Consider the following 23,869-nt stretch of genomic DNA (forward strand, 5'->3'; position numbering starts at 1 on the left):
GCCCGGCCCGTACGGCGGTCGCCGCGTCCGTCAGTCCCGGCTCACCGCGACTCGCGCCACCGGTTGGTGATCGGCAGCCGCCGGTCCTTGCCGAAGCCCTTGGGGGAGATCTTCGTGCCCGGCGGGTACTGCCGCCGCTTGTACTCCGCGGTGTCCACCATCCGCAGCGTCTTCGCCACCAGCTCAGGGTCGAACCCGGCCGCCACGATCGCGTCCAGGCCCTGGTCCCGGTCGACGTACAGCTCCAGGATCCGGTCCAGTACGTCGTAGTCGGGCAGCGAGTCCGAGTCGACCTGGCCCGGCCGCAGCTCGGCGCTGGGCGGCTTGGTGATCGACGCCTCCGGGATCGGCGGGGTCTGCCCGCGCTCCTCGGCGGCCCGGTTGCGCCACTTCGCGAGCCGGAAGACGGACGACTTGTACACGTCCTTGATCGGCCCGTACGCGCCCACGGCGTCGCCGTAGAGCGTCGAGTACCCCACCGCCAGCTCGGACTTGTTGCCCGGCGCGAGCACGATCTGGCCCTCCTGGTTGGAGAGCGCCATCAGCATCGTGCCGCGCAGCCGTGCCTGGAGGTTCTCCTCGGCCAGACCGGTCAGCTCCAGCGACGCCATGTACGCGTCGAACATCGGCTCGATCGGTACGGTGCGGAAGTTCAGCCCGGTACGGCGGGCCAGCTCGGCCGCGTCGCCCTTGGAGTGGTCCGAGGAGTACTTGGACGGCATCGAGACGCCGTACACGTTCGGCGCGCCCAGCGCGTCGCAGGCGATGGCCGCGACCAGCGCCGAGTCGATCCCGCCGGAGAGCCCGATCAGCACACTGCTGAACCCGTTCTTCGCGGCGTACGCGCGCAGCCCCACGACCAGCGCCGAGTAGATCTCCTCGTCGGCGTCGAGCCGCTCGGCATAGCCGCCGGCCAGCTCCGGCTCGTACGGGGCGAGGGGCTCCTCGGAGAGCACGACATGGTCGATCCGCAGCCCGTCGTCCACGACCCCGGACGGCGCCTCGGCCGCGGCGGCCGGCAGATCCAGATCGAGGATCACACTGCCCTCGGCGAACTGCGGGGCGCGGGCGATCACTTCACCCTGCTTGTCGACGACGATCGAGTCACCGTCGAAGACCAGCTCGTCCTGTCCGCCGATCATCGCCAGATAGGCGGTGGTGCAGCCGGCCTCCTGGGCCCGCTTGCGGACCAGGTCGAGGCGGGTGTCGTCCTTGTCCCGCTCGTACGGCGAGGCGTTGATCGACAGCAGCAGCCCGGCCCCGGCGGACCGGGCGGCCGGGACGCGGCCGCCGTCCTGCCAGAGGTCCTCGCAGATCGCGAGGGCCACATCGACACCGTGGACCCGTACGACGGGCATCGAGTCGCCCCGTACGAAGTACCGGAACTCGTCGAAGACGCCGTAATTGGGCAGGTGGTGCTTGGCGAAGTTCAGCGCGATCCCCCCGCGGTGCAGCACCGCGGCGGCGTTGCGCGGGGAACCGGAGGGCTGGCCGAAGCGCGGCGCCGCCGACTCCGACCGGTCGAGGTAACCGACGACGACCGGCAGCTCGCCGAAGCCCTCCGCGTCGAGGCGGACGGCGAGCGCACGCAGCGCGTCCCGCGACGCCTCGACGAAGGACGACCGCAGGGCCAGGTCCTCGACGGGGTATCCGGTCAGCACCATCTCGGGGAACGCCACCAGGTGGGCGCCCTGCTCGGCGGCGTGCCGGGTCCAGTGGACGATCGCCTCGGCGTTGCCGGCGAGGTCACCGACGGTCGAGTCGATCTGATTCAGTGCGAGGCGTAGTTGAGGCACGCGGCCCAGTGTAATCGTCTTTCTGACGCGATGTCCTGGCGGGCCCACGAAGAGCCGTCGGGGCCCGCCGGGAACGTCCCTCAGCGGCGGTAGCCGAGGACCGTCATCATGCCCGCCTCCGCGTGGTAGACGTTGTGGCAGTGCAGCATCCACAGACCCGGGTTGTCCGCGTCGAAGTCCACGGTCAGCGAGCGGTGCGGCAGGATGATCGCGGTGTCCTTGCGGGCCCCGGCCGCGTTGCCGGCCAGCGCGAAGGTGTGGCCGTGCAGATGCAGCGGGTGCCACATCGCCGTCGCGTTGTCGAACACCAGCCGGACCCGTTCCCCGGCCTCGACCGGACGCCGCCGGCCGGCGCTGTACGGCTTCCCGTCGAAGGCCCAGTCGTACGCGGCCATGCCGCCGGTGAGCCGGTACTTGAGGGTCCGGTCGGGTGCGCGGGACGGCAGGGCCACGGACTCGTCCGGCACCAGCCGGCCCGCCTCCACCGGCTTCCCGTCCAGTTCCCGGGGCCGTACGGAGGCGGCGGGCGCGGCGCCCGTGCCGGTCCGCAGCAACGCCAGCGCCGACGCCTTCTTGCCCTCGGCGAGCGCGGTCAGCGGGAACACCCCGTCCCCGGCGGTGACCAGCACGTCGTAGCGCTCGCCCATCCCGAGCAGCAGGACGTCGCCCGTGGTGTGCCGGACCGGGAAACCGTCGGTGTGCGTCACGGTCATCCGGTGTCCGCCGAGCGCGACGCGGAAGGCGGTGTCGCCGCCCGCGTTGATGATCCGCAGCCGGATCCGGTCGCCCGGCCGGGCGGTGAAGGACGACGGGTCCTGCGCGGTGCGCCCGTTGACCAGATAGTGCGGGTAGGCGACATCGCCCGCGTCGCCGCCGAGCAGCGTGCTGGTGGCGCCCATCATCATCCGCGAGGGCCCGCCGCCCTTGCCGCCGGGCGGGGTGGAGGGCATGTCCTGCCCGCCGCCGTGATCCATACCGCCGTGGCCCGCGCCGCTGTCACCGTCGCTGTCGCGCCCGTCGGCACCGGTGCCGTGGCCGCCCATGCCCTTGCGCAGCTCGGCGAGGACCGCGTCGGGGGTGGAGCCGTCTACCCCGTCGACCCAGTCGTCGAGGACGAGCACCCATTCCTTGTCGTACGCGAGCGGCTCCTTCGGGTCCTCCACGATCAGCGGGGCGTACAGCCCGCGGTCCTGCTGGACGCCCGAATGCGGGTGGAACCAGTACGTCCCCGGGTGCGGCACCGCGAACCGGTAGGTGAATTTCGCCCCCGGCGCGATGTCCCGCTGGGTGAGTCCGGGGACCCCGTCCATGTCGTTGCGCAGGGCCAGACCGTGCCAGTGGAGCGAGGTCGGCTGCGGCAGGTGATTGGCGAGGGTGAGCGCGAGGGTGTCGCCCGCGGTGACCCGGACCTCACGGCCGGGCAGCCGGTCCCCGTACGCCCATGAGCTGACGGTGCGCCCGCCGCCGAGGTCGAGGCGGGCCGGGGTGGCGGTGAGCGAGACCTTCCGTACGGGACCGGAGCCCCGCTCGGCCTCGGCCGCCGCGACCTCCTTGCCGTCGGGCGAGACGTAGAGGTCACCGGCTTCGGCGCCGGAGGACGTACCGGTCGACGCGTCGCGGGAACAGGCGGCCAGGGCTCCGCCGGCGGCGACGGCGAGGGTGGCGCCGAGCACGGCGCGTCGGGTGGGCTGCGTGGACATGACTGAGTGCACCTCTGGATGAAGTCGTGTGCTGGGGGAGAAGGGCGGAGGTGAACGCCCACTCCTAGATACGCAGCACCGACAACCGGGCGAGCACGGCCTTGCGGGGCGGGGGGTTCGGCCACAGGGCCCGCAACGGCCGCGCGCCGGCGGCCACGCCGAGCGGGCGGTCCGCCGACCGCAGCCCGAGCAGCCAGGAGCCGAGCAGGGCCAGGCCCCAGGCGCCGAGCACGGCGAGACAGACCGACAGCGGATCCATGCCGCTCATCGGCGCGCTGCCGGGGGAGCGCGCTTCGGTAGCCGGACCGCCGGGGGCGGCATCGGCACGGGACGCGTCGTCCGGGGCGGCACCGGCTGACGGGTGCACCACCGCATCCGCACGCGCCGGGACATCCGCGGCCACCGGGGCATCCGCGGCCACCGGGGCGCCCGCAGGCACCACCGCATCCGCACGCGCCGGGACATCCACGGCCACCGGGGCATCCGCGGGCACCGGGACATCCGCGGCCACCGGGGCGCCCGCACGCGCCGGGACATCCGCGGGCACCGGGGCGCCCGCGCGCGCCGGGACATCCGCAGCCGCCGGTGCATCCGCGGGCACCGCGTGCGGCGCATGTGCGGAGGGCTGCCCGGACGGGGCGCCGTGCTCGGCGGAATGCCCGACCGTGTGCATGGTCACGATCCCGAAGAGCAGCGCGGCGAGCAGCATCAGCTGCCCGTACGTCGCACGCCTCTTCCCCTGACCGGCCATGCCTCGCACCCTACCCCTACCGGGTATACGGGCAAGCGGAGGCCCCGGCCCGCCCTTCACCCGAAGGAGGGACCGGGCCACCGCACGCTCCGGGAACGGCGGCTCAGCCGCGCGAGTAGACCTTCTCCGCCCAGCCCGCGATCTGCTCGTCGGAGAGATGCTGCGCCAGGTCGGCCTCGCTGATCATGCCGATCAGCATCTTGTTCTCGACCACCGGGAGCCGGCGGATCCGATGGTTCTGCATCTCCTCCAGCACCGCGTCCACACCCGCGCCGGCGTCGATCCAGCGCGGCGTGCCCTGGGCGAGGTCGCCCGCGGTCACCTTCGACGGATCGTGGCCCTTGGCCACACAGTCGACCACGATGTCCCGGTCCGTGAGGATGCCGACCATCCGGTCCCGCTCGCCGTTGGCGGAGATGGGCAGCGCGCCCACGTTGTGCTCGCGCATCAGCTGCGCGGCACGGTCCAGCGTCTCGTGGGCCGGGATCCACTGGGCCCCGGAGTGCATGATGTCTTTGGCGGTCGTCATGGGGTTCCTCCTGCGTGCCGATGGGCACTGCCGTACGGCCCCGAGCGAACCCATCGTCATGGGCCCGCCCGGAGCGCGCGACCGCTGTCACCCGTTCGGGTGCGTACGGGCAGTGCCGCGGCGCCTCAGGGGCGCGGCTTCGCCCCCCGCGCCGCCAGCAGGTCGGCCATCAGGTCCAGCTCGGACCGCTGGGCCTCGACCATGCCCCGCGCGAGCCGCCGCTCCGCCGGTACGGTGCACAGCTCGGCGCACCCCTCGGCCATGGCGACGCCGCCCCGGTGGTGGTCGGTCATCAGCCGGAGGTAGAAGACCTCCGCCCGCCGTCCGTCGAGCGTGCCCAGCCGCCCCAGCTCGGCCTTGGTGGCCATGCCGGGCATGAGGGCCCCGCTCCCGGCGGCGGACCCGGGCATCCCCGCCATGTCGTGCCCCGCGTGCCCGCCGCCGTCCGAGGACATCCACCCCATGGGGCGCTGCCCTTCCGGGGTCACCTTGGGCAGCTCCCACAGGTCCAGCCAGCCGAGCAGCATGCCCCGCTGGTTGGCCTGCGTCTGGGCGATGTCGTAGGCGAGCCGGCGCACCTCCTCGTCCTTCGTGCGGTCGCGCACGATGAAGGACATCTCCACGGCCTGCTGGTGGTGGACGGCCATGTCCCGTGCGAAGCCCGCGTCGGCGGATTCGGCCGACGGCACGGTGATCCGCGCGGCTCCCGTCCCCTCCGGCCCGTCGTCGCGTGCGGAGGCGACCGTCGCCGCCCCCGCGAAGAGCAGTGCGAGCACCACGGCGGAGCCCGCCACCCACTGCGTACGCCGCGTACGCCGGGCGCCGCCGTCGGGCTCCGGGGTCACTGGGGCGCCGCCAGCCCGCCGGTGCAGGGCGCGCCCGGCTCCGGCGTCTGCGGACCCTGGACGTACTTGGCGAAGAACTGCGCCACCCGCCGGTCCTCCGCGCTGTCCACGGTGACCTGCTTGCCCCAGGCGCTGAGCATGATCGCCCCGGCCTGGCCCTCGTACGGGCTCATCAGCGAGTACGGCGTGGAGCCGACCCGCGCGGCGAGCTTCCTCACATCCGCGTCGGACGCCTTGTCGTTGTACGTGACCCAGACCGAGCCGTGCTCCAGGGAGTGGACGGCGTTCACGTCGGGGAGCGCCTTTTCGTATACGTCGCCGTCGCAGTTCATCCACGCCTGGTTGTGGTCGCCGCCGACCGGAGGCTTCATGGGGTACTCCACCGCACCGGCCACATGGTTGCGGGTCAGCTTCTTGGCGTCCCAGGTCTTCTCGTCCTTGACCGGCTCGGCCGCCGGTGCCTTGTCGTCCTTCTCGGTCTGCTTGGCGTCCTGCGCCAGGCCGTCCTCCTTCTTCTCCTTCGCCTCGGACTTCTCCAGCAGCATGTAGGAGCCGAAACCCACCAGACCGGCCACGACGACGGCACTCAGGACTATCGCGACGGTCCGGGTACGGCGGTCGCGCGTGCGGTCGTCGTTGCGCATCTGCTCCATGCGGGACCTGTGGTCGAAGCTCATGTCGTCGAGTCCTTCTGCGAAGGGGCTGGAAGAGACGGAACCGGTCCGAGGACCGGTGCGCACAGGCCGGTCACGAGGCCGCTGCGACCCGCGCACACCATGGGCGCCGATCGTAGTGGGTGGCCGAGTGCTCTCTCTCACACCGAGTGCGTAATCTGGGGGAAATCCCGGGTCGTGATACTGGAGTTTCTCCCCTACCCCGGGCGGTGGTGCACGGACCGTCTGAACTGCAAGGATGTGGCTATGGACAAGCAGCAGGAATTCGTCCTCAGGACCCTTGAGGAGCGCGACATCCGCTTCGTGCGGCTGTGGTTCACCGACGTCCTCGGGTTCCTGAAGTCCGTGGCCGTGGCGCCCGCCGAGCTGGAGCAGGCGTTCGACGAAGGCATCGGCTTCGACGGCTCGGCCATCGAAGGCTTCGCCCGGGTGTACGAATCGGACATGATCGCCAAGCCGGACCCCGGTACGTTCCAGATCCTGCCGTGGCGCGCGGAGGCCCCGGGCACGGCCCGGATGTTCTGCGACATCCTGATGCCCGACGGTTCGCCGTCCTTCGCGGACCCGCGCTACGTGCTCAAGCGCATCCTCGCCAAGACCTCCGACCTGGGCTTCACCTTCTACACCCACCCGGAGATCGAGTTCTTCCTGCTGAAGGACAAGCCGGTCAACGGCACCCGCCCGACCCCGGCCGACAGCTCCGGCTACTTCGACCACACCCCGCAGAACGTCGGCATGGACTTCCGCCGCCAGGCGATCACCATGCTCGAATCCATGGGCATCTCGGTCGAGTTCAGCCACCACGAGGGCGCCCCCGGCCAGCAGGAGATCGACCTGCGGTACGCGGACGCGCTCTCCACCGCCGACAACATCATGACCTTCCGCCTCGTCATGAAGCAGGTCGCGCTGGAGCAGGGCGTGCAGGCCACCTTCATGCCGAAGCCGTTCTCGGAGTACCCGGGCTCGGGCATGCACACCCACCTCTCCCTCTTCGAGGGCGACCGCAACGCCTTCTACGAGTCGGGCGCCGAGTACCAGCTCTCCAAGGTCGGCCGCTCCTTCATCGCGGGCCTGCTCAAGCACGCCGCGGAGATCTCCGCCGTGACGAACCAGTGGGTCAACTCCTACAAGCGCATCTGGGGCGGATCGGCCCGCAGCGCCGGCGCGGGCGGCGAGGCCCCCTCGTACATCTGCTGGGGCCACAACAACCGCTCCGCGCTCATCCGGGTCCCGATGTACAAGCCCGGCAAGACCGGCTCGGCCCGCGTCGAGGTCCGCTCCATCGACTCCGGCGCCAACCCCTACCTGACGTACGCGGTGCTCCTCGCCGCGGGCCTCAAGGGCATCGAGGAGGGCTATGAACTCCCGGCGGGCGCCGACGACGACGTGTGGGCGCTGTCCGACGCGGAGCGCCGCGCGATGGGCATCGAGCCGCTCCCGCAGAACCTCGGCGAGGCGATCTCGCTGATGGAGAAGAGTGAACTGGTCGCCGAGACCCTCGGCGAGCACGTCTTCGACTTCTTCCTGCGCAACAAGAAGCAGGAGTGGGAGGAGTACCGCAGCGAGGTCACGGCCTTCGAGCTGAAGAACCTGCTGCCGGTGCTGTAGGGACGCCCCGTCACACATCCGGCCGCGGGCCGGCGGTTTCGTACCGTCGGCCCGCCGTCGTTTCCTCCACCGCGTTCCCCGCGCCCTGGCTACGATGGCGGCGACCGGGCCCCGCCGCTGTGGATCACGAATCCGGCCCGGTGACCGCCACGCATCGGTGAGGACGTGCCTGCCGGATGAGGGTGAATCCCCGAGTCATCGACACCGCCGGGGCCGCCGGGCCCGTACAGCGGGTCTGGTACACGGCGTACGGCTCCAACACGCACAGGGACCGGCTGGCCCGCTACCTCGCGGGAGGGAAGCTTCCGGGAACGGACCGGACGTATCCGGGATGCCGTGACCCCCGGCCGCCGACCGCATCGGCTCCGGTCGAACTCGTGGGGCAGGTCTACTTCGCCACCGAATCGCCCGTGTGGACCGGGGGCAGAGCCTTCTACGATCCTCGGGCCGAAGGACGGGCGTTGGCGCGGGCCCACCTCGTGACGGTGGGGCAGTTCTCCGACATCGCCGCACAGGAGATGTACCGGGAGCCGGGTGTGGACCTGGACCTGTCGGAGGTCATGGAGCGCGGCAGGGCCGTTCTCGGACCGGGCAGATACGAGACGCTCGTCTGTCCGGGCACACTGGACGGCTGTCCGGTGCTCACCTTCACGGCCCCCTGGGGTGTGCGCGACATCGCGTGGAACAAGCCTTCCGCCCCGTACGTGAGATTCCTGTCCTCCGGTCTCGTCGACGCGGGCGCGTGGGACGTCCGGACCATCGCGGAGTACGTGGTTTCGTGCCCCGGAGCGGCCGGTGCGTGGAAGGCCGGGGAAGTCGCGGAACTCATCGGAGAACAGGGCGACATCGGGCTTCCGACGCGTCCCGACGCCGGGCCTCGATGAGGCGCCCCCAAAGCCGTGACCTCGGTCTCCGGAATGCGGCACACTCGTCACGAGGGGGTTTCACATGACGGAGACGCAAGGCCTTGAGAGCGATGGCTTTGAAGACGAATTTGACTACGATGCCTGGGACGACGATTCCTGCGAGTTCGAAGAGCCGGTAACCACTTACGCCGAGGCGGTTGCCGCCCTCAGGGCCAGAGCCCGAGTGCGTGCGGACGTTACGGTGAACTGGAATGGCGGACGCGGGCAGCGTGACGATGCGCGCATCATCTTCTCGGGGCCGACGCGAGGATCGGACCACAGAGTCCGTTTCCGCTCCGCTTCCCAACTGGGCGCTTTCTCAAGAATTCTTGAATCCGCCTGCCCGATACCGGGTCGGCAGGCGCTGTGGTACGAGCGGGACGGCATCATCTCCGCCCGCCTCGTAGGTGACTACGAAAGTCTCCCCTGGGCCGTCGCGCGCTCCGAGAAATGGAACGTCCGGTGGAAGGACATGAAGACCGAGGGTCCGCTGCGCGACGACTTCCTGGGGAATCTCGCTCACCGGGGCGCCTTCCTCTGCGAGGAGCCTCCGGTGCCGCCGGCCGTCGACGCGAGGAAGATCCGCATCACTCAATCCGACGGGGCGTTGGAGGTGCTCTACCGGAGGAGGTTCCCGCAGTCGCTCTCCGTGGCGTTGGAGCTCAGTGGGTTCTCCTTCCCCAACCCCACGAAGGCCGAAGAGGCACTGGTTGAGTACGGCACGAGTTACTGCCACGAGATCGCCAGGAATGCCGGAGTATCGCTGCGTCTGTGGAACCCCGATTACGCGTTGAATGGTCGCTCGAACCGTGACAGGGCGGGGAGAGTGAAGTTCCCCGTACGCACATACGATGCCATTCCGGCAGAAATGTACGCGGCTGCGGCTTCAACGGGGCGCGATGCCCTCGAAAGGTACCTGAAGTATTATCAGGTGCTGGAGTTCTATATGGGAAGGGCGGCCGACGCCTGCGCCTCGGCCCAGGGGAAGAATGTGAACAAGGCGTCTTCCCCCTACGGGAAAAGACTGCTCGGCGTGGAGCGGGGAAAGCTTGACGCGGTCATCGATGCCGCGCTGACCACCGCACAGGTGACGGGGCATCTGGTGGGTGACCGGCTGCTTCCGGATCTGAGCAATCCGCAACTCATCACGGGGGTGCACTGTTTGCCGGTCGGCGCGGCCTTCCAGCCGGTCGCCGGAACGGATTACCGGCCCCATGTATCGGAGCGTGTCTACGATCTGCGATGCAGAATCGTGCATGCGAAGGAGAGCGGCGGCGGGAAGCGTCCGGACGTCATTCTCCCCGCCGGCCGTGAAGCCAGGGATCTGGGACCCGATATTCAGCTGGTCGCGTTCCTTGCCGAGCGCGCCCTCCGGCACTGGGCGACTCCGCTCACCTGAGGGCGCCCGCCGGGGATCTTGACCGTGGCTACTGGCCCACTCGTCCGTCGACGCACTCGCGCAACAGGTCGGCGTGCCCGCAGTGACGGGCGTACTCGTCGATCCTGTGCACCATCAGTTCCCGAACCGCGATCCCGTCCTTCCCCAGACGCTTGCCCAGATCCGGGTGCTCGGCCAGCGCGGCGTCGAGTGCGGCCTGTTCGCGTGCCAGGTCGGCGTACGCGGCGTCGACCTCGGGCTGCTCGGCGACAGCCAGGTCGAAGTCCGCGTCCTTCCTGCCGTACAGCTTCGGCAGCGGATCACCGTCGCTGATCCAGTTGCGCCAGTCCCGTTCCACTTCGGCGAGGTGCCGAACCAGGCCGAGCAGCGACATCGTCGACGGGGGCACCGACCGGCGGGCCAACTGCTCCGGGTCCAGGCCCTCGCACTTCATCCGCAGGGTCATGCGGTAGCCCGACAGGAAGTCGAGCAGCGTCGCGAGCTCGCCGTCCGGGCCGGCGCCCTGATTGTCGCGGGGGTCGTCGTCCGGGTCCGCCCACATGTCGGGGTAGACGGTGGCCCGGGTCCAGCGTGCGGGTTGGTCGCTCATGCGTCGCATGCTCGCCCGTGGGGGCCGAGTACGCCAGTTCTTTTCGTTCCCGGGGCGCGTAGGTCCCCGTACATCCCGCTCGGCTTGGAAGGGCATGACCGTAGGGCGGGGCCGGCCGCCGTGCCGGTCGCCGCGGGCCGCCCGGTGTCGCTACGGCTGACGGTGAACCCCGGAATCACTCCCGGCCGTTGACGGTCGCGGCGTAGCGCAGGCTGATCCCGATGTTCTTCGCCACTTCGGCCAGTTCCGCCGCGTTCTTGTCGATCTCCACCTTCTCGTAGGCACTCTCGACGGCGAACCAGACACCCACCACATTGGTGGACCGCATGCAGTCCACGTCGGCGAGGGCGGTGGTGATCTCGCCGGGAGTGGGTGCCGTGGACCGGGTCCACCGGGGGTCCGCCTCGGCGTCCATAGGGGTGGCGTAGTCGTACCCCTGCTTCTTCATACAGGCCGACCATTTCCGGAACGCGGACAGAACCCTCTTGTCGCGCAGTGAGCGCTGCATATTGCCGATGTTGATGCGGATCACCAGATCGGATTCCTGGATGATCACGTTCTTGGAGATCAGTTCGCGGTCGACCTCACCGAAGCAGCCCCCCTCCGGAATCGGCATGCCGCGGTGGACGGCGGGCGGTGCGGAACTCTTGGCCGGGGAGGGGCTGCCGGGCTGTCCCGGCTCTCTTTCTCCCACGAGCACCGCGTTCCCGGCGGCGGACAGCGGGGGTTCCGCCGGAGCCTTCTGCTGGGGTCGGGGGTTGTGGTAGCCGAATCGTTCGGCCACTTCCGGGTCGCTGATGTAGCGCTGCTCGGACTGGGTGTTCGGCGTCCGATCGTCACGGACCGGCACAGGGAATGCGAAGTCGAAGCCGAATCTCTTCATGCAGCGCGACACCAGCACCTGCCGGGCGTGCTGGATCGTGTTGTTCTGGTCGGTGTCGAGCAGATACGGCTCGATGGGAAGCTGCTTTCCCTGCATTCCCGTCATCTGCGGAGTGGCGCCGATACGGGGCGCTTTCGCCGGGGGCGGTCCGGCTCCGGGAGCGGAACAGGCCGCTGCGAGGATTCCGGCGGCGGCCAGCGTGGTGGCCGCCCGTAGGGGCAGTCGGGCGCGGTCATGCATGGGATGAGGTCCTTGTACTGAGCGGGGTCCACCGGTCGGCCGCGGCCGGCCCCGACGATCCGGGCCGGCCGCGGAGGGTGCGTGCCGCGGCACGCGGGCCCGAGATGATCCAGAAGGAGGAACTCGGGCGCGGCCCCTAGATTCCCCAGCCCTGCGAGGCGTTGTTGTCGCGCAAGATCTCCGGGAAGTCCGCACGTGTCCCGGAATTGATGGTGAAGCACGCTATCTTACAATTCCCGTCGGAATTGTAATAGATATTCAGAGGCCCCCCGCCCATGTTCTCCGCGGCTGCGGCGTGGTTCTTCACCTGGACGCCGCTGCCGCTCCCGTTTCCACCGCCGAACTTCATGTCGCTGGTGTAGTTGCCGCTGTACGGGGCGCCGTAGAAGGATCCGTAGCCGTACTGGCTGGAGTTGTAGAAGAGACAGGCGTCGCCCGAGACGCAATTGCCGGACCCGCTGGCCATTGCGGGCGTTGCGCCGAACGATACGAGGCCGATTGCGGCCGTGGCGACCGCGACAGAAAGCGCCTTCTTGATGACTCGCACGGAAAATCCCTTGATCGGAGACGATTCGGGTGATGTATTTTCGGTGAGTGAGTGCATCGGTGATTATTTATTCTGCCTGATCCCGCGTCAAGCGATCTCTTCTTCCTGAAATTTGTCAGAAAGTGAGTACGAAGGATTTCGGCAGGGCGCGCCCAAAGGCTGTTCCCGGCGGTTCACGCGAAGCCGCGGGCCATCTCGTCCAGGATCTCCTCGATCACCTCGGCCGGCTGCCGGGCCCGGTCCTCCTCGATCCACATGCGCATCGCGATCCGCATCGAGGACAGGAAGGCCGCGGCGAGGACCATCGGCCGCACCGCTCCGTCGGGGGGACCCGGGCGGGCGGCCACCGCGTCCGCCAGGTCCCGTTCCATCGCGGCGTGGTTGGCCAACTGGCGGGCGAGGAGGGACGGGTGGCGCATGGCCAGCCGGGTGCGTACCGCCCACTCGCGCTCCGGCGGGGCCACCCGCTCCGTGAAACGGGCCATCGCCGCCCGCAGCGCGGTCCAGGCGGGCTCATCGGCGGGGCGCTCGCGCACGGCCTGGACCAGGCCTCTTATCTGCTGCTCCTCCCCGTACAGGAGGGCGTCCTCCTTGTTCGTGAAGTAGTTGGAGAACGTTCTGCGGGAGATCCCGGCCGCGTCGGCGACCGCCTCCACCGTCACATGGTCGAAGCCGTGCTCGACGGTCAGGCGCAGCGTCGCCTCGTGCACGGCCTGCCGGGTGGCTTCCTTCTTGCGTTCCCGCAGTCCCACAGAACTCTCCATGCGGCCAGTATCTACCCGCTGGGCATTATTGCGCAGTGAGCAAAATTGCCCACTGTGCATGTATGGTGAAGCCTTCCCTTTCCTGCCCAGACCCTCCGGAGGTTGCGCGTGAGCGCACAAACGGCCGCGCCGACCGATGTCGCGCCGATGGATCACCGCCACGTACTGCGGGCCCTGAGCGGGCTGCTCATCGTGCTGTTCGTGGCGATGATCAGCAGCACGGTGGTCTCGGTCGCGCTCCCGCAGATCATCGGCTCGCTCAACGGCACGCAGTCGCAGTACACCTGGGTCGTCACCGCGACCCTGCTCGCCTCGACGGCCTCCACCCCGATCTGGGGCAAGCTCGCCGATCTGTTCAGCAAGAAAATGCTGCTCCAGATATCCATCGGCATCTTCGTCGTCTCGTCGGTCGCCTGCGGTTTTGCTCAGTCCACCGAGCAGCTGATCGCCTTCCGCGCCCTCCAGGGCCTCGGCATGGGCGCCCTTCAGGTGCTCGTCCAGGTGATCATCGCCGCGATGATCAGCCCCAAGGAGCGCGGCCGCTACAACGGCTACCTGGGCGGCGTCATGGCCGTCGCCACCGTCGGCGGGCCGCTGCTGGGCGGCTTCATCACCGACGCGTCCTGGCTGGGCTGGCGCTGGTGCTTCTTCGTCGCGGTGCCGTTCACGCTCCTCGCCTCCGTGATGCTCGGCCGCACCCTGCACCTCGCCGAGGTGCGCCGCCCCGAGACCAAGGTCGACTACCTCGGCGCCACCCTCATCGCCGCCGGGGTCAGCCTCCTGCTGCTCTGGGTCACCTTCGTCGGCAACGACTTCGACTGGCTCTCCTGGCAGACCGCCGCCATGGTCGGCGCGAGCGTCGTGATCCTGGGCGCGGCCGTCCTGGTCGAAGCCCGGGTCAAGGAGCCGGTCGTACCGCTCCATGTCGTACGCCGCCGGGACCCCGCCCTCGCCATCGTCGCGAGCCTCGCGGTCGGTATGGCGATGTTCGGCGGCGCGGTCTTCCTCGGCCAGTACTTCCAGATCGGCCGCGGCTACTCGCCGACCGAGGCCGGACTGCTCACCATCCCGCTGATGGCCGGAGTGCTCGTCTCCTCGACCGTCGCCGGACGCATGGTCTCCAAGACCGGCAAGGTCAAGCCGTACATCATCACCGGTGTCGTCGTGCTCACCCTCGGCTTCCTGGGGCTGTCCACGATCGACCACGAGACCAACCTCGTCCTCGTGTCGTTCGGGATGCTCGCCGTCGGCATCGGTGTCGGCATGTCGATGCAGAACCTGGTCCTGGTCCTCCAGAACACGGTCCCGCTCAGCGAACTCGGCGCGGCCAGCGGGGCGATCACCTTCTTCCGCTCGCTCGGCGGCACCATGGGCGTCTCGGTGCTGGGCGCGGTACTCGCCAACCAGGTCGCCACGAAGATCACCCATGGCCTGAAGGAGCTGGGCATCGACCCGGCGGCCTCAGGGTCGGGCGGCTCGACCCTGAACGTGGCGGCCATGCCGCCGCAGGTCCAGGAGGTCGTACGCGCCGCGTACGGCGACGCGACCGGCCATATCTTCCTGATCTCGGCGGCCATCGCGGTGATCGGTGTGGTCGCGTCCCTGTTCCTGACCTCCACGAAACTGCGCGACAGCGTGGATCTGTAGCCCCGAAGCCTCCGTGACGTGGGGCCTCCATGGCTGTGCCCCGTGCCGTCGAGGCGCGGGGCACAGCCATGTCCACGACCCGCCGCCGGCGGCTGCGTGACCTTGCTGGGCCTCGGGGCGCGGGCGACAATGTCCCCACGTGGGGTGTGGACAACGGGGGAATCACTCATGACGGAACTACTGGTGCTCTTCGGCGGGTTGACGACATTGGCCGTCGTGCTGATCGTGAAGCTGCTCGTCAGGTCCCGGCGCCGTACGGAGAATTTCGACGGCCTGGAGATCGAGCGTCAGCACCGGGAGGGAATCCGGCACATCAAGGCAGCCAATCGCTCGTCGTCGGTCCACAACCGGTTCTTCGACGGCGGCCGCGAGACACATCGGTGACAGGTACACCGGTGACAGCGGCATATCGGTGACAGCGGCATACCGTGACAAGGGCCGCTGACGAACGCCCCTGGCAGGGCCCGTGACCTGCGCCGGAGAGCCGGCACATGGCTCCGGCGGGCCGCGAGAACACGCGCTCGACTGGGGTAGTGTGACCCATCCCCGCACGGGGACCGCCCCGACAAGGGGGCCGACCGAGGAGGTGAGACCCATTACCGCTGGATCAGGCTGGGTGCTCACCTCTCACGATCGCGTCGTCCCACCGGCATAAGCGATCGCGGAGCGCCCATCGGCTTCCCGAAAGGCTCCGCTTCATGTCGGTCTTCTCTTCGCAGTCCTTGCTCTCCTCGATCGCCACCACGCTCCGTACCGCCGGCTGCGTCTTCGCCGAGGACGAGGCCGGACTCCTCATCTCCACCGCCGAATCCCCGGCCGCCCTCTCCGCGATGGTCGAACGCCGGGTCGCCGGGTTCCCTCTCGAACACGTCCTGGGCTGGGCCGAGTTCTGCGGCCGGCGCATCGCCGTGGACCTCGGTGTCTTCGTGCCCCGCCGCCGTACCGAGTTCCTGGTCCGGCAGGCCGTTGCCCTCGCGCCCGCGCAAGCGGTCGTCGTCGACCTCTGCTGCGGATCGGGTGCGCTCGGCACCGCGCTGGCCGCGACCCTGGACCGGGTCGAACTGCACGCCGCCGATGTCGAACCCGCGGCCGTACGGTGTGCCCGGCGCAATGTGGGCGGCCTCGGGCAGGTCTACGAGGGGGACCTCTTCGCCCCGCTGCCCGGCTCGCTGCGGGGCCGGGTCGACATCCTGCTCGCCAATGTCCCCTACGTACCGACGGACGACGTCGAACTGCTGCCCGCCGAGGCGCGCATCCATGAGCCGAGGGTCGCGCTCGACGGCGGCGGGGACGGACTCGATGTCATGCGCCGGGTGGCGGCCGAGGCGCCGCGGTGGCTGGCCCCCGGCGGCAGTCTGCTGGTCGAGACGAGCGAGCGGCAGGCGGCGCGGGCGGCGGAGACCGTGGGCGGCAGCGGACTGATCCCGCGCCTGGTGACCTCCGAGGAGCTGTACGCCACCGTCGTCATCGGGACCCTGCCCGGGTGATCCGGGACCCTGCCCGGGTGGGGTCGCCTCCGCGCAGGGAAGGGGCCGCACCCGGGCGGGGCGGGGCGGTGCGGTGCAGGGGAGGACGTGGGTGTCAGCCGAACTGCCACCGCGTCTGGCTGAACGGCTCGCCCTTGCCGAAGCCGAAGGCCGTGCGCGGGGCCACCGCGAACACGTCCGCGCGCCCGGACTCCCCGTTGACGAACGCCCCGTCGCTCACCTCGAAGTGCCAGTCACCGCCGTACTTCGCCTCCCACGCCTCGGCCAGCGAGCCCAGCCTGCTCTCGTCCGTCACCCGCTCCGCCCGGCCCTCGACGACCACGTCGAAGCCGGTGTCCAGCGTGTTGGCGCCGGTCGTCAGGACGACCTCCGGATTGGCGAGCAGATTGCGCGCCTTGCGCTCGGTGGGACCCGTACAGAAATGCAGCGCACCGTCCCACCAGACCCCGATCAGCGGTGTGACGTGCGGGCGGCCGTCCGGGCGGACCGTGGACAGCCAGTACAGCCGTGCCGCGTCCAGCAGGGCCACCCCCTCCTGCCAGGGACGGGCCGTGGCATCTTTGCTGCTGAACCGGGCGTCCAGCTCGGTCACCGGGGTGTTCGGCGGCATGGTTCCTCCCATATTTCTTCCTCGGTATGCGGACTGCGCCCCGGCTCCGGATTCATCGGTGCGGGACAACCCTTAGGCTCGAACCGGTGTGATTCTCAGGGTCGGCGGGCAGGAGAGCGCGGATGTCAACGGTGCCGGGGCGCAGAAGCAGTACGTTCACCCGACTGCTGCGGCACGGATTCACCGACCCGTCCGCCGCCGAACAGATGCTGGACCTGGACGCCCTCTCCTCCGTACGGTCCGATCCGGTCCTGCTGGAAGCGCTCGGCGCGACCGCCGACCCCGATCTCGCGCTGCGCGGCCTCGTACGGCTGGCCGAGGCGGAGGAGGCCGACGAACGGCAGGTCCTGCTCGACACCCTGGTCACCGCCAAGCCCCTGCGGGACCGGCTGCTCGGCGTTCTCGGCGCCTCGGAGGCGCTGGGGGACCATCTGGCGCGGCATCCGCGGGACTGGCAGGCACTCGTCACGTACGAGGCCGTGGATCTGCACCCCGGGGTCGCCGAGTTCGAGCAGGGGCTCGCCGACGCCGTCGACCCGGACTCGCTGCGCGTCTCCTACCGCCGGTGCCTGCTGGGGATAGCGGCCCGCGACGTGTGCGGGACGACCGACCTGGCCGAGACCGCCGCCGAGCTGGCCGACCTGGCGACCGCGACACTGCGGGCGGCGCTCGCCATGGCCCGTACATCCGCGCCCGCCGACGCCGCGCAGTGCCGGCTCGCCGTCATCGCGATGGGCAAATGCGGCGGACACGAACTGAACTACGTCTCCGACGTCGACGTGATCTTCGTGGCCGAGCCGCTCGGCGGGGCCGACGAGAACGGGGCCGTGCAGGCCGCCGTCCGGCTCGCCGCCCACCTGATGCGGATCTGCTCCGACACCACCGTCGAGGGCACCATCTGGCCCGTCGACGCCAACCTCCGCCCCGAGGGCCGCAACGGGCCGCTGGTGCGGACCCTGTCCTCGCACCTCGCGTACTACCAGCGCTGGGCCAAGACCTGGGAGTTCCAGGCGCTGCTGAAGGCCCGGCCCGTCGCCGGGGACCCGGAGCTCGGCGCGGAGTACGTCGAGGCCGTCTCCCCGCTCGTGTGGCAGGCCGCGGACCGGGAGAACTTCGTCCCCGACGTACAGAAGATGCGGCGCCGCGTCGTGGACAACATCCCGGCCGACCGGGTGGAGCGGGAGCTCAAGCTCGGCCCCGGTGGACTGCGGGACGTGGAGTTCGCCGTGCAGCTGCTCCAGCTGGTGCACGGACGCAGCGACGCCGGCCTGCACAGCGGTACGACGCTGGAGGCGCTGCGGGCGCTCGCCGAGGGCGGGTACGTGGGCCGCGCGGACGCCGCGCAGCTCGACGAGGCGTACCGCTTCCTGCGCTCCATGGAACACCGCATCCAGCTCTACCGGCTGCGCCGTACCCACCTGGTCCCCGAGGACCCGGCGGACCTGCGGCGGCTCGGCCGCTCCCTGGGGATGCGCACGGATCCGGTGGCCGAGCTGAACAAGGCGTGGAAGCGGCACGCCTCCGTCGTACGGCGGCTGCACGAGAAGCTGTTCTACCGGCCGCTGCTGGACGCCGTCGCCCAGCTGGCGCCCGGCGAGTCCCGGCTCAGCGCGAAGGCGGCCGGAACCCGGCTCGAAGCCCTCGGGTACGCGGACCCGGCCGCCGCGCTGCGGCACCTGGAAGCGCTGTCGTCCGGGGTGTCGCGCAAGGCGGCCATCCAGCGCACGCTGCTGCCGGTGCTGCTCAGCTGGTTCGCGGACTCCGCCGACCCGGACGCCGGACTCCTCGGCTTCCGCAAGGTGTCCGACGCGCTCGGCAAGACCCCGTGGTATCTGCGGCTCCTGCGCGACGAGGGGGCGGCGGCGGAGAACCTCGCCCGGGTCCTGTCGGCCGGCCGCCTCGCCCCCGACCTGCTGCTGCGGGCCCCGGAGGCCGTCTCGATCCTCGGCGACCCGGAGGGGCTGAAACCGCGCACCCGGAACAACCTGGAGCAGGAGGTACTGGCCGCGGTCGGCCGGGCCGGGGGCGCCGAGTCCGCGGTGGCCGTGGTCCGTGGCGTACGGCGGCGGGAGCTGTTCCGTACGACGGCGGCGGACATCATCGGCTCCTACGGCACCGAGGAGAGCCCCGCCGAGGCCGATCACGGCGCCCTCGTCGACCGGGTCGGCTCCGCGGTCACCGATCTGAACGCCGCCACGCTCTCCGGCGCGCTGCGCGCCGCCGTACGCGAACAGTGGGGCGACACCCTGCCGACCAGGTTCGCCGTCATCGGGATGGGCCGCTTCGGCGGTCACGAGCTGAACTACGGCTCCGACGCCGACGTCCTGTTCGTCCACGCGCCGCGCGAGGGCGTCGGCGACGAGGAGGCGAGCCGGGTGGCCAACACGGTGGTCACCGAGATGCGCAGACTGCTCCAGCTGCCCACGGCGGACCCGCCGCTCCTGATCGACGCGGATCTGCGGCCCGAGGGCAAGAGCGGTCCGCTGGTGCGCACCCTGAAGTCGTACGAGGCGTACTACCGGCGCTGGGGACTGGTGTGGGAGAGCCAGGCCCTGCTGCGGGCCGAGCCGATGGCGGGCGACGCGGAGCTGGGGCGCAGCTTCGTCGACCTGATCGATCCGCTGCGGTATCCCAGGGAGGGCCTGGGGGAGGACGCGGTCCGTGAGATCCGCCGCCTCAAGGCCCGGATGGAGTCCGAGCGCATGCCGCGCGGCGCCGACCCGACGCTCCACACCAAACTGGGGCGCGGCGGGCTGAGCGATGTCGAGTGGACGGTGCAGCTGCTGCAGATGCAGCACGGCTGGTCGGTGCCCGGACTGCGCACGACCCGTACCCGTGAGGCGCTGGCCGCGGCGTGCGCGGCGGAGCTGATCCCGGCCGAGGAGGCCCGGACCCTGGACGACGCGTGGGTGCTGGCGACCCGGGTGCGCAACGCGGTGATGCTGGTACGGGGGCGGCCCGGCGACACGTTTCCGTCCGACGGGCGGGAGATGACGGCGGTGGGGCGCTACCTGGGGTACGAGCCCGGACACGTCGGCGACATGCTGGACGACTACCGGCGGATCACGCGCCGGGCGCGGGCGGTGGTGGAGGAGCGGTTCTACGGGGCCGCGTGACGGGTTCCACGGGCGTGACGGGTTCCACGGGGCCGTGCGACCGGGTTGTGCGGGGCCGTGTGACGGGGGAGCCGTCAGCGGCGGCCCGAGGGCTCCGGCACCGGCCGGCGGTCCCGTGCGGGCACACTCGCCGTCAATCCCGTCAGGTGCCCCCGGCCGGACGGCACCAGCTTCGGCAGCCGGTTCGGCAGCGATCCGTACCAGGCGTAGGAGACCGCGAAGCCGAAGGCCAGGCAGACCATGCCGCCCACCGCGTCCAGCCAGAAGTGGTTGGCGGTCGCCACGATCACGACCAGGGTGGCCGCCGGGTAGAGCAGGCCCAGGATGCGCGCCCAGGGCGCGGAGGCCAGCGCGAAGATTGTCAGACCGCACCAGAGCGACCAGCCGATGTGCATGGACGGCATCGCCGCGTACTGGTTCGACATGTTCTTGAGGTTGCCCGAGGCCATCGAGCCCCAGGTCTGGTGCAGCATCACCGTGTCGATGAAGTTCTCGCCACTCATCAGACGGGGAGGCGCCAGCGGATACAGGTAGTAGCCGAGCAGGGCGACCGCCGTGGTCGCGAAAAGCACCAGCCGGGCCGCCGCGTAGCGGCCGGGGTGACGGCGGAACAGCCAGATGAGCACACCGATGGTGATGACGAAGTGCAGCGTCGCGTAGTAGTAGTTCATCGCGACGATCAGCCATGTCGCCGCATTGACGGCATGGTTGACGCTCTCCTCGAAGGCGAGGCCCATCGACTTCTCCACCGACCAGATCCAGTCCGCGTTGCTCAGCGCCGCGGCCTTCTGCTCGGGCACGGCGTTGCGCACCAGTGAATACAGCCAGTAACTGACCGCGATCAGCAGGATTTCGAACCAGAGACGTGGACGGCGCGGAGACCGCAGTGTGCGGAGCTTCGCGAGTACGCTCTTCCGCTCGGCCTCGGGGGACGCCTCGTCCCCATGGGGTGACGTGGTGTCCGCCGACCGGCCTTCCTGTGTTTTCACGTGCGATTCACCCATAGGCACAGAGTCTGCCAGATACGTCCCCCTCCGCCCGATCATCCTCCGGTCGGGTTCCGGTCGCACATCCTGCACCTCAAGGACGAGGGTGGGACCCTGAGAGGGCTCCGGGTCCCGACGCCGTCGAACCGCGAACCACCAGCTCAGGCATGAAGACGAACTCGCTGTGGGGAGCCGGGGTTCCGCCGATCTCCTCCAGGAGGGTGCGCACGGCCGCCTGGCCCATCGCCGTCACCGGCTGCCGGATGGTGGTCAGCGGCGGATCGGTGAACGCTATGAGCGGCGAATCGTCGTACCCCACCACCGACAGATCGCGCGGCACCTGGCGCGACAGCCGGCGGGCCGCCCGGATCGCGCCAAGAGCCATCATGTCGCTCGCGCACACCACCGCCGTGCACCCGCGCTCCAGCAGCGCCGACGCGGCGGCCTGACCACCCTCCAGCGTGTACAGAGAGTGCTCGATCAGCTCCTCCACCTCGTCCGGGGCGAGGCCGAGCTGCTCCCGCATCGTGGCGTGGAACCCCTCGATCTTGCGGAGCACCGGGACGAAGCGCTTCGGGCCGACCGCGAGGCCGATCCGCTGGTGTCCGAGCGCAACCAGGTGCGTCACCGCGAGCCGCATCGCCGCCCGGTCGTCGGGGGAGATGAAAGGTGCCCGCACCTTGGTCGAGAAGCCGTTGACCAGGACGAAGGGGACGCCCTTGGCGCGCAGTTGCTCATAGCGCTGCATATCGGCCGAGGTGTCCGCGTGCAGTCCGGAGACGAAGATGATGCCCGCGACGCCGCGGTCGACGAGCATCTCCGTCAGCTCGTCCTCGGTGGAGCCGCCCGGACTCTGGGTCGCCAGTACCGGTGTGTACCCCTGCCGGGTCAGCGCCTGGCCGATGACCTGGGCCAGCGCCGGGAAGATGGGGTTGTCCAGCTCGGGCGTGATCAGGCCGACCAGTCCCGCGCTGCGCCTGCGCAGCCGTACGGGACGTTCGTAGCCGAGGACGTCGAGCGCCGCGAGGACGGATTCGCGGGTGGCCGCCGCTACACCGGGCTTGCCGTTCAGGACTCGGCTGACCGTAGCTTCGCTGACCCCCGCCTGAGTTGCGATGTCGGCAAGCCGTGCGGTCATGGAAGGCGACTGTACCGGGCCGGTGTCGGATTGCCCACTGTGCACGGGATTCGGGCGCGAGGCCCCTTCCCGTCCGGTGGTGACGGTGCTCGCACGGACGTCCGTAGCAACTTCTTGCAAGCTCTTGCGGACCTCCGATGCGGACTGCGATCGGATCGTCGCACTACGGATGCACCGGGTGTGGCCTGCTCTGCCAGCGGGTAGGGGCTGCCGTCAAGAGGGTTGACGGCAACCTTGAGGACACGCGAATGTAACGATCGCCGGACCTTGCAGAAATCTTCCGCAAGGTCTTTCGGTCGTCTTTCATCCTTGTTACGTTCACGTCGACCCGGCGCCGCGACGGAGCGGTACGGCAGTTGAAGGAGTTCAGATGCGACGTGGCATAACGGCCACCGCCCTGGTCGCGGCCCTGGCGCTCGCGGCGACCGCCTGCGGCAGCGACGACGAGTCCGGCGGGAGCAAGAGCTCGGGCGAGCTCTCCGGCACGGTGACCTGGTGGGACACCTCGACCGTCGGCAGCGAGGACAAGGTCTTCAAGAAGCTCGCCGAGGGCTTCGAGAAGGAGCACCCCAAGGTCGACGTCAAGTACGTCAACGTCCCCTTCGGTGAGGCGCAGAACAAGTTCAAGAACGCCGCCCAGGCCGGCGCCGGCGCCCCCGACGTGATCCGCTCCGAGGTCGCCTGGACCCCCGAGTTCGCGGACCTCGGCTACCTGGCCCCGCTGGACGGCACCTCCGCCCTGAAGAACCAGGACGACTTCCTCAAGCAGGCCGCCGCGTCCACCAAGTACAAGGACAAGACGTACGCCGTCCCGCAGGTCATCGACTCCATGGGCGTCTTCTACAACAAGAAGATCTTCAAGGAGGCCGGTGTCGATGTCCCCACGACCATCGACGACCTGAAGACCGTCTCCAAGAAGATCAAGGACAAGACCGGCAAGACCGGCCTCTACCTCCGCGGCGACGACGCGTACTGGTTCCTGTCCTTCCTCTACGGCGAGGGCGGCGACCTGGTCGACGCGGGCAACAAGTCCGTCACCGTCGACCAGCCCGAGGGCGTCAAGGCGTTCAAGGTCGTCGAGGACCTCGTCGAGTCCGGTGCGGCCAAGACCGACGCCACGGACGGCTGGGAGAACATGCAGTCGTCGTTCAAGGACGGCAAGGTCGCCATGATGATCAACGGCCCGTGGGCCGTCGCCGACACCCTCGCGGGCAATGAGTTCAAGGACAAGGACAACCTGGGCATCGCCCCGGTCCCGGCCGGTTCCGCCGCTCAGGGTGCCCCGCAGGGCGGCCACAACCTCGCCGTGTACGCGGGCTCCAAGAACCTCGACGCCTCCTACGCCTTCGTCGAGTACATGACGTCGGTGCAGAGCCAGGCCACGACGGCCGGCGAGCTGAACCTGCTGCCGACCCGTACCTCCGCGTACGCCAAGCAGGAGGCCGTGGACAGCGAGATCGTCGGCTTCTTCAAGCCGGTCGTCGAGACCGCCGTCGAGCGCCCCTGGATCCCGGAGACCGGCAGCCTCTTCGCCCCGCTCGTCACCGAGTACACCAAGGTCCTCACCGGCCAGACCACGCCGGAGAAGGCGGCCTCCGCGACCGGCGACTCGTACCGCAAGCTCCTCAAGGGCTGGAAGTAACAGGAAGGTTGGC

Annotated in this window: 21 protein-coding genes; 8 read left to right on the top strand and 13 right to left on the bottom strand. The window is 69.9% G+C overall.

Annotated elements, in window-relative coordinates; all coding sequences use genetic code 11:
* Positions 1-41: 41 nt before the first annotated feature.
* The 6 genes from A6A29_RS30610 to A6A29_RS30635 form a co-directional block, all read right to left on the bottom strand.
* Positions 42-1,796 (bottom strand): NAD+ synthase, encoded by a 1,755-nt coding sequence (locus A6A29_RS30610; protein ID WP_073725017.1) that lies wholly within the window; start codon positions 1,794-1,796, stop codon positions 42-44.
* Positions 1,797-1,876: 80 nt separating this feature from the next.
* A complete protein-coding gene (locus A6A29_RS30615; RefSeq protein ID WP_073725019.1) occupies positions 1,877-3,496 on the bottom strand; it encodes a multicopper oxidase family protein in 1,620 nt (539 codons plus the stop codon).
* Between the two features lie 64 nt (positions 3,497-3,560).
* Positions 3,561-4,247 (bottom strand): hypothetical protein, encoded by a 687-nt coding sequence (locus tag A6A29_RS48260; RefSeq protein ID WP_385729616.1) that lies wholly within the window; start codon positions 4,245-4,247, stop codon positions 3,561-3,563.
* A gap of 103 nt (positions 4,248-4,350) precedes the next feature.
* On the bottom strand, positions 4,351-4,776 hold the full coding sequence (locus A6A29_RS30625; RefSeq protein ID WP_073725021.1) for a CBS domain-containing protein: 426 nt from the start codon (positions 4,774-4,776) through the stop codon (positions 4,351-4,353).
* 125 nt (positions 4,777-4,901) lie between these two features.
* Positions 4,902-5,621, bottom strand: a complete 720-nt coding sequence (locus tag A6A29_RS30630) for a DUF305 domain-containing protein (protein WP_073725023.1) — start codon at positions 5,619-5,621, stop codon at positions 4,902-4,904.
* A complete protein-coding gene (locus A6A29_RS30635) occupies positions 5,618-6,298 on the bottom strand; it encodes a DUF3105 domain-containing protein (protein ID WP_073725025.1) in 681 nt (226 codons plus the stop codon). The genes A6A29_RS30630 and A6A29_RS30635 overlap by 4 nt, the downstream gene beginning before the upstream one ends.
* 243 nt (positions 6,299-6,541) lie before the next feature.
* Here A6A29_RS30635 and glnA point away from each other — a divergent pair, with 243 nt between their 5' ends.
* The 3 genes from glnA to A6A29_RS30650 all read left to right on the top strand — a co-directional run bounded on the left by glnA (position 6,542) and on the right by A6A29_RS30650 (position 10,207).
* Positions 6,542-7,903 carry a type I glutamate--ammonia ligase gene (gene glnA / locus A6A29_RS30640; protein WP_073725027.1) on the top strand — a complete coding sequence of 454 codons (1,362 nt, stop codon included), beginning with the start codon at positions 6,542-6,544 and terminating at the stop codon, positions 7,901-7,903.
* Positions 7,904-8,079: 176 nt separating this feature from the next.
* Entirely contained in the window at positions 8,080-8,787 is a 708-nt protein-coding gene (locus A6A29_RS30645; protein WP_073725029.1) for a histone deacetylase, read from the top strand.
* Positions 8,788-8,851: 64 nt separating this feature from the next.
* Positions 8,852-10,207: a hypothetical protein gene (locus A6A29_RS30650; protein WP_073725030.1), complete on the top strand. Its 1,356-nt coding sequence runs from the start codon at positions 8,852-8,854 to the stop codon at positions 10,205-10,207.
* A gap of 28 nt (positions 10,208-10,235) precedes the next feature.
* Here the strand turns inward: A6A29_RS30650 and A6A29_RS30655 are convergent, their stop codons facing one another.
* The 4 genes from A6A29_RS30655 to A6A29_RS30670 all read right to left on the bottom strand — a co-directional run bounded on the left by A6A29_RS30655 (position 10,236) and on the right by A6A29_RS30670 (position 13,230).
* Positions 10,236-10,805 (bottom strand): DinB family protein, encoded by a 570-nt coding sequence (locus A6A29_RS30655; protein ID WP_073725031.1) that lies wholly within the window; start codon positions 10,803-10,805, stop codon positions 10,236-10,238.
* Positions 10,806-10,971: 166 nt separating this feature from the next.
* The gene (locus tag A6A29_RS30660; protein WP_073725032.1) at positions 10,972-11,919 is read right to left on the bottom strand and encodes a hypothetical protein; all 948 of its coding nucleotides are present in this window, start codon (positions 11,917-11,919) and stop codon (positions 10,972-10,974) included.
* Between the two features lie 136 nt (positions 11,920-12,055).
* Complete coding sequence (locus tag A6A29_RS30665; RefSeq protein ID WP_073725033.1) at positions 12,056-12,466, bottom strand: hypothetical protein; 411 nt, start codon at positions 12,464-12,466, stop codon at positions 12,056-12,058.
* A 173-nt stretch (positions 12,467-12,639) separates the two neighbouring features.
* Positions 12,640-13,230, bottom strand: coding sequence for an acyl-CoA-like ligand-binding transcription factor (locus A6A29_RS30670; RefSeq protein ID WP_073725034.1), 591 nt, complete (start codon positions 13,228-13,230; stop codon positions 12,640-12,642).
* Between the two features lie 147 nt (positions 13,231-13,377).
* Here A6A29_RS30670 and A6A29_RS30675 point away from each other — a divergent pair, with 147 nt between their 5' ends.
* From A6A29_RS30675 to A6A29_RS30685, 3 genes are all read left to right on the top strand, one after another.
* Positions 13,378-14,877 (top strand): MDR family MFS transporter, encoded by a 1,500-nt coding sequence (locus A6A29_RS30675; protein WP_079183108.1) that lies wholly within the window; start codon positions 13,378-13,380, stop codon positions 14,875-14,877.
* A gap of 168 nt (positions 14,878-15,045) precedes the next feature.
* A complete protein-coding gene (locus A6A29_RS30680) occupies positions 15,046-15,261 on the top strand; it encodes a hypothetical protein (RefSeq protein WP_073725036.1) in 216 nt (71 codons plus the stop codon).
* Between the two features lie 314 nt (positions 15,262-15,575).
* Positions 15,576-16,364, top strand: coding sequence for a putative protein N(5)-glutamine methyltransferase (locus A6A29_RS30685; RefSeq protein WP_073725037.1), 789 nt, complete (start codon positions 15,576-15,578; stop codon positions 16,362-16,364).
* Positions 16,365-16,458: 94 nt separating this feature from the next.
* Here A6A29_RS30685 and A6A29_RS30690 read toward each other — a convergent pair whose 3' ends face one another.
* A complete protein-coding gene (locus tag A6A29_RS30690; protein ID WP_241838730.1) occupies positions 16,459-16,986 on the bottom strand; it encodes a pyridoxamine 5'-phosphate oxidase family protein in 528 nt (175 codons plus the stop codon).
* A 110-nt stretch (positions 16,987-17,096) separates the two neighbouring features.
* Between A6A29_RS30690 and A6A29_RS30695 the strand changes: the two genes are divergently transcribed.
* The gene (locus A6A29_RS30695) at positions 17,097-20,090 is read left to right on the top strand and encodes a bifunctional [glutamine synthetase] adenylyltransferase/[glutamine synthetase]-adenylyl-L-tyrosine phosphorylase (RefSeq protein WP_073725038.1); all 2,994 of its coding nucleotides are present in this window, start codon (positions 17,097-17,099) and stop codon (positions 20,088-20,090) included.
* A gap of 74 nt (positions 20,091-20,164) precedes the next feature.
* Here the strand turns inward: A6A29_RS30695 and A6A29_RS30700 are convergent, their stop codons facing one another.
* Positions 20,165-21,094 carry a phosphatase PAP2 family protein gene (locus A6A29_RS30700; RefSeq protein ID WP_073725039.1) on the bottom strand — a complete coding sequence of 310 codons (930 nt, stop codon included), beginning with the start codon at positions 21,092-21,094 and terminating at the stop codon, positions 20,165-20,167.
* A gap of 76 nt (positions 21,095-21,170) precedes the next feature.
* The gene (locus A6A29_RS30705) at positions 21,171-22,214 is read right to left on the bottom strand and encodes a LacI family DNA-binding transcriptional regulator (protein ID WP_073725040.1); all 1,044 of its coding nucleotides are present in this window, start codon (positions 22,212-22,214) and stop codon (positions 21,171-21,173) included.
* A gap of 370 nt (positions 22,215-22,584) precedes the next feature.
* Between A6A29_RS30705 and A6A29_RS30710 the strand changes: the two genes are divergently transcribed.
* Positions 22,585-23,856 carry an extracellular solute-binding protein gene (locus A6A29_RS30710; protein ID WP_073725041.1) on the top strand — a complete coding sequence of 424 codons (1,272 nt, stop codon included), beginning with the start codon at positions 22,585-22,587 and terminating at the stop codon, positions 23,854-23,856.
* The last annotated feature ends 13 nt before the right edge of the window (positions 23,857-23,869 follow it).

Source organism: Streptomyces sp. TSRI0281, assembly GCF_001905125.1.
GTDB lineage: Bacteria > Actinomycetota > Actinomycetes > Streptomycetales > Streptomycetaceae > Streptomyces.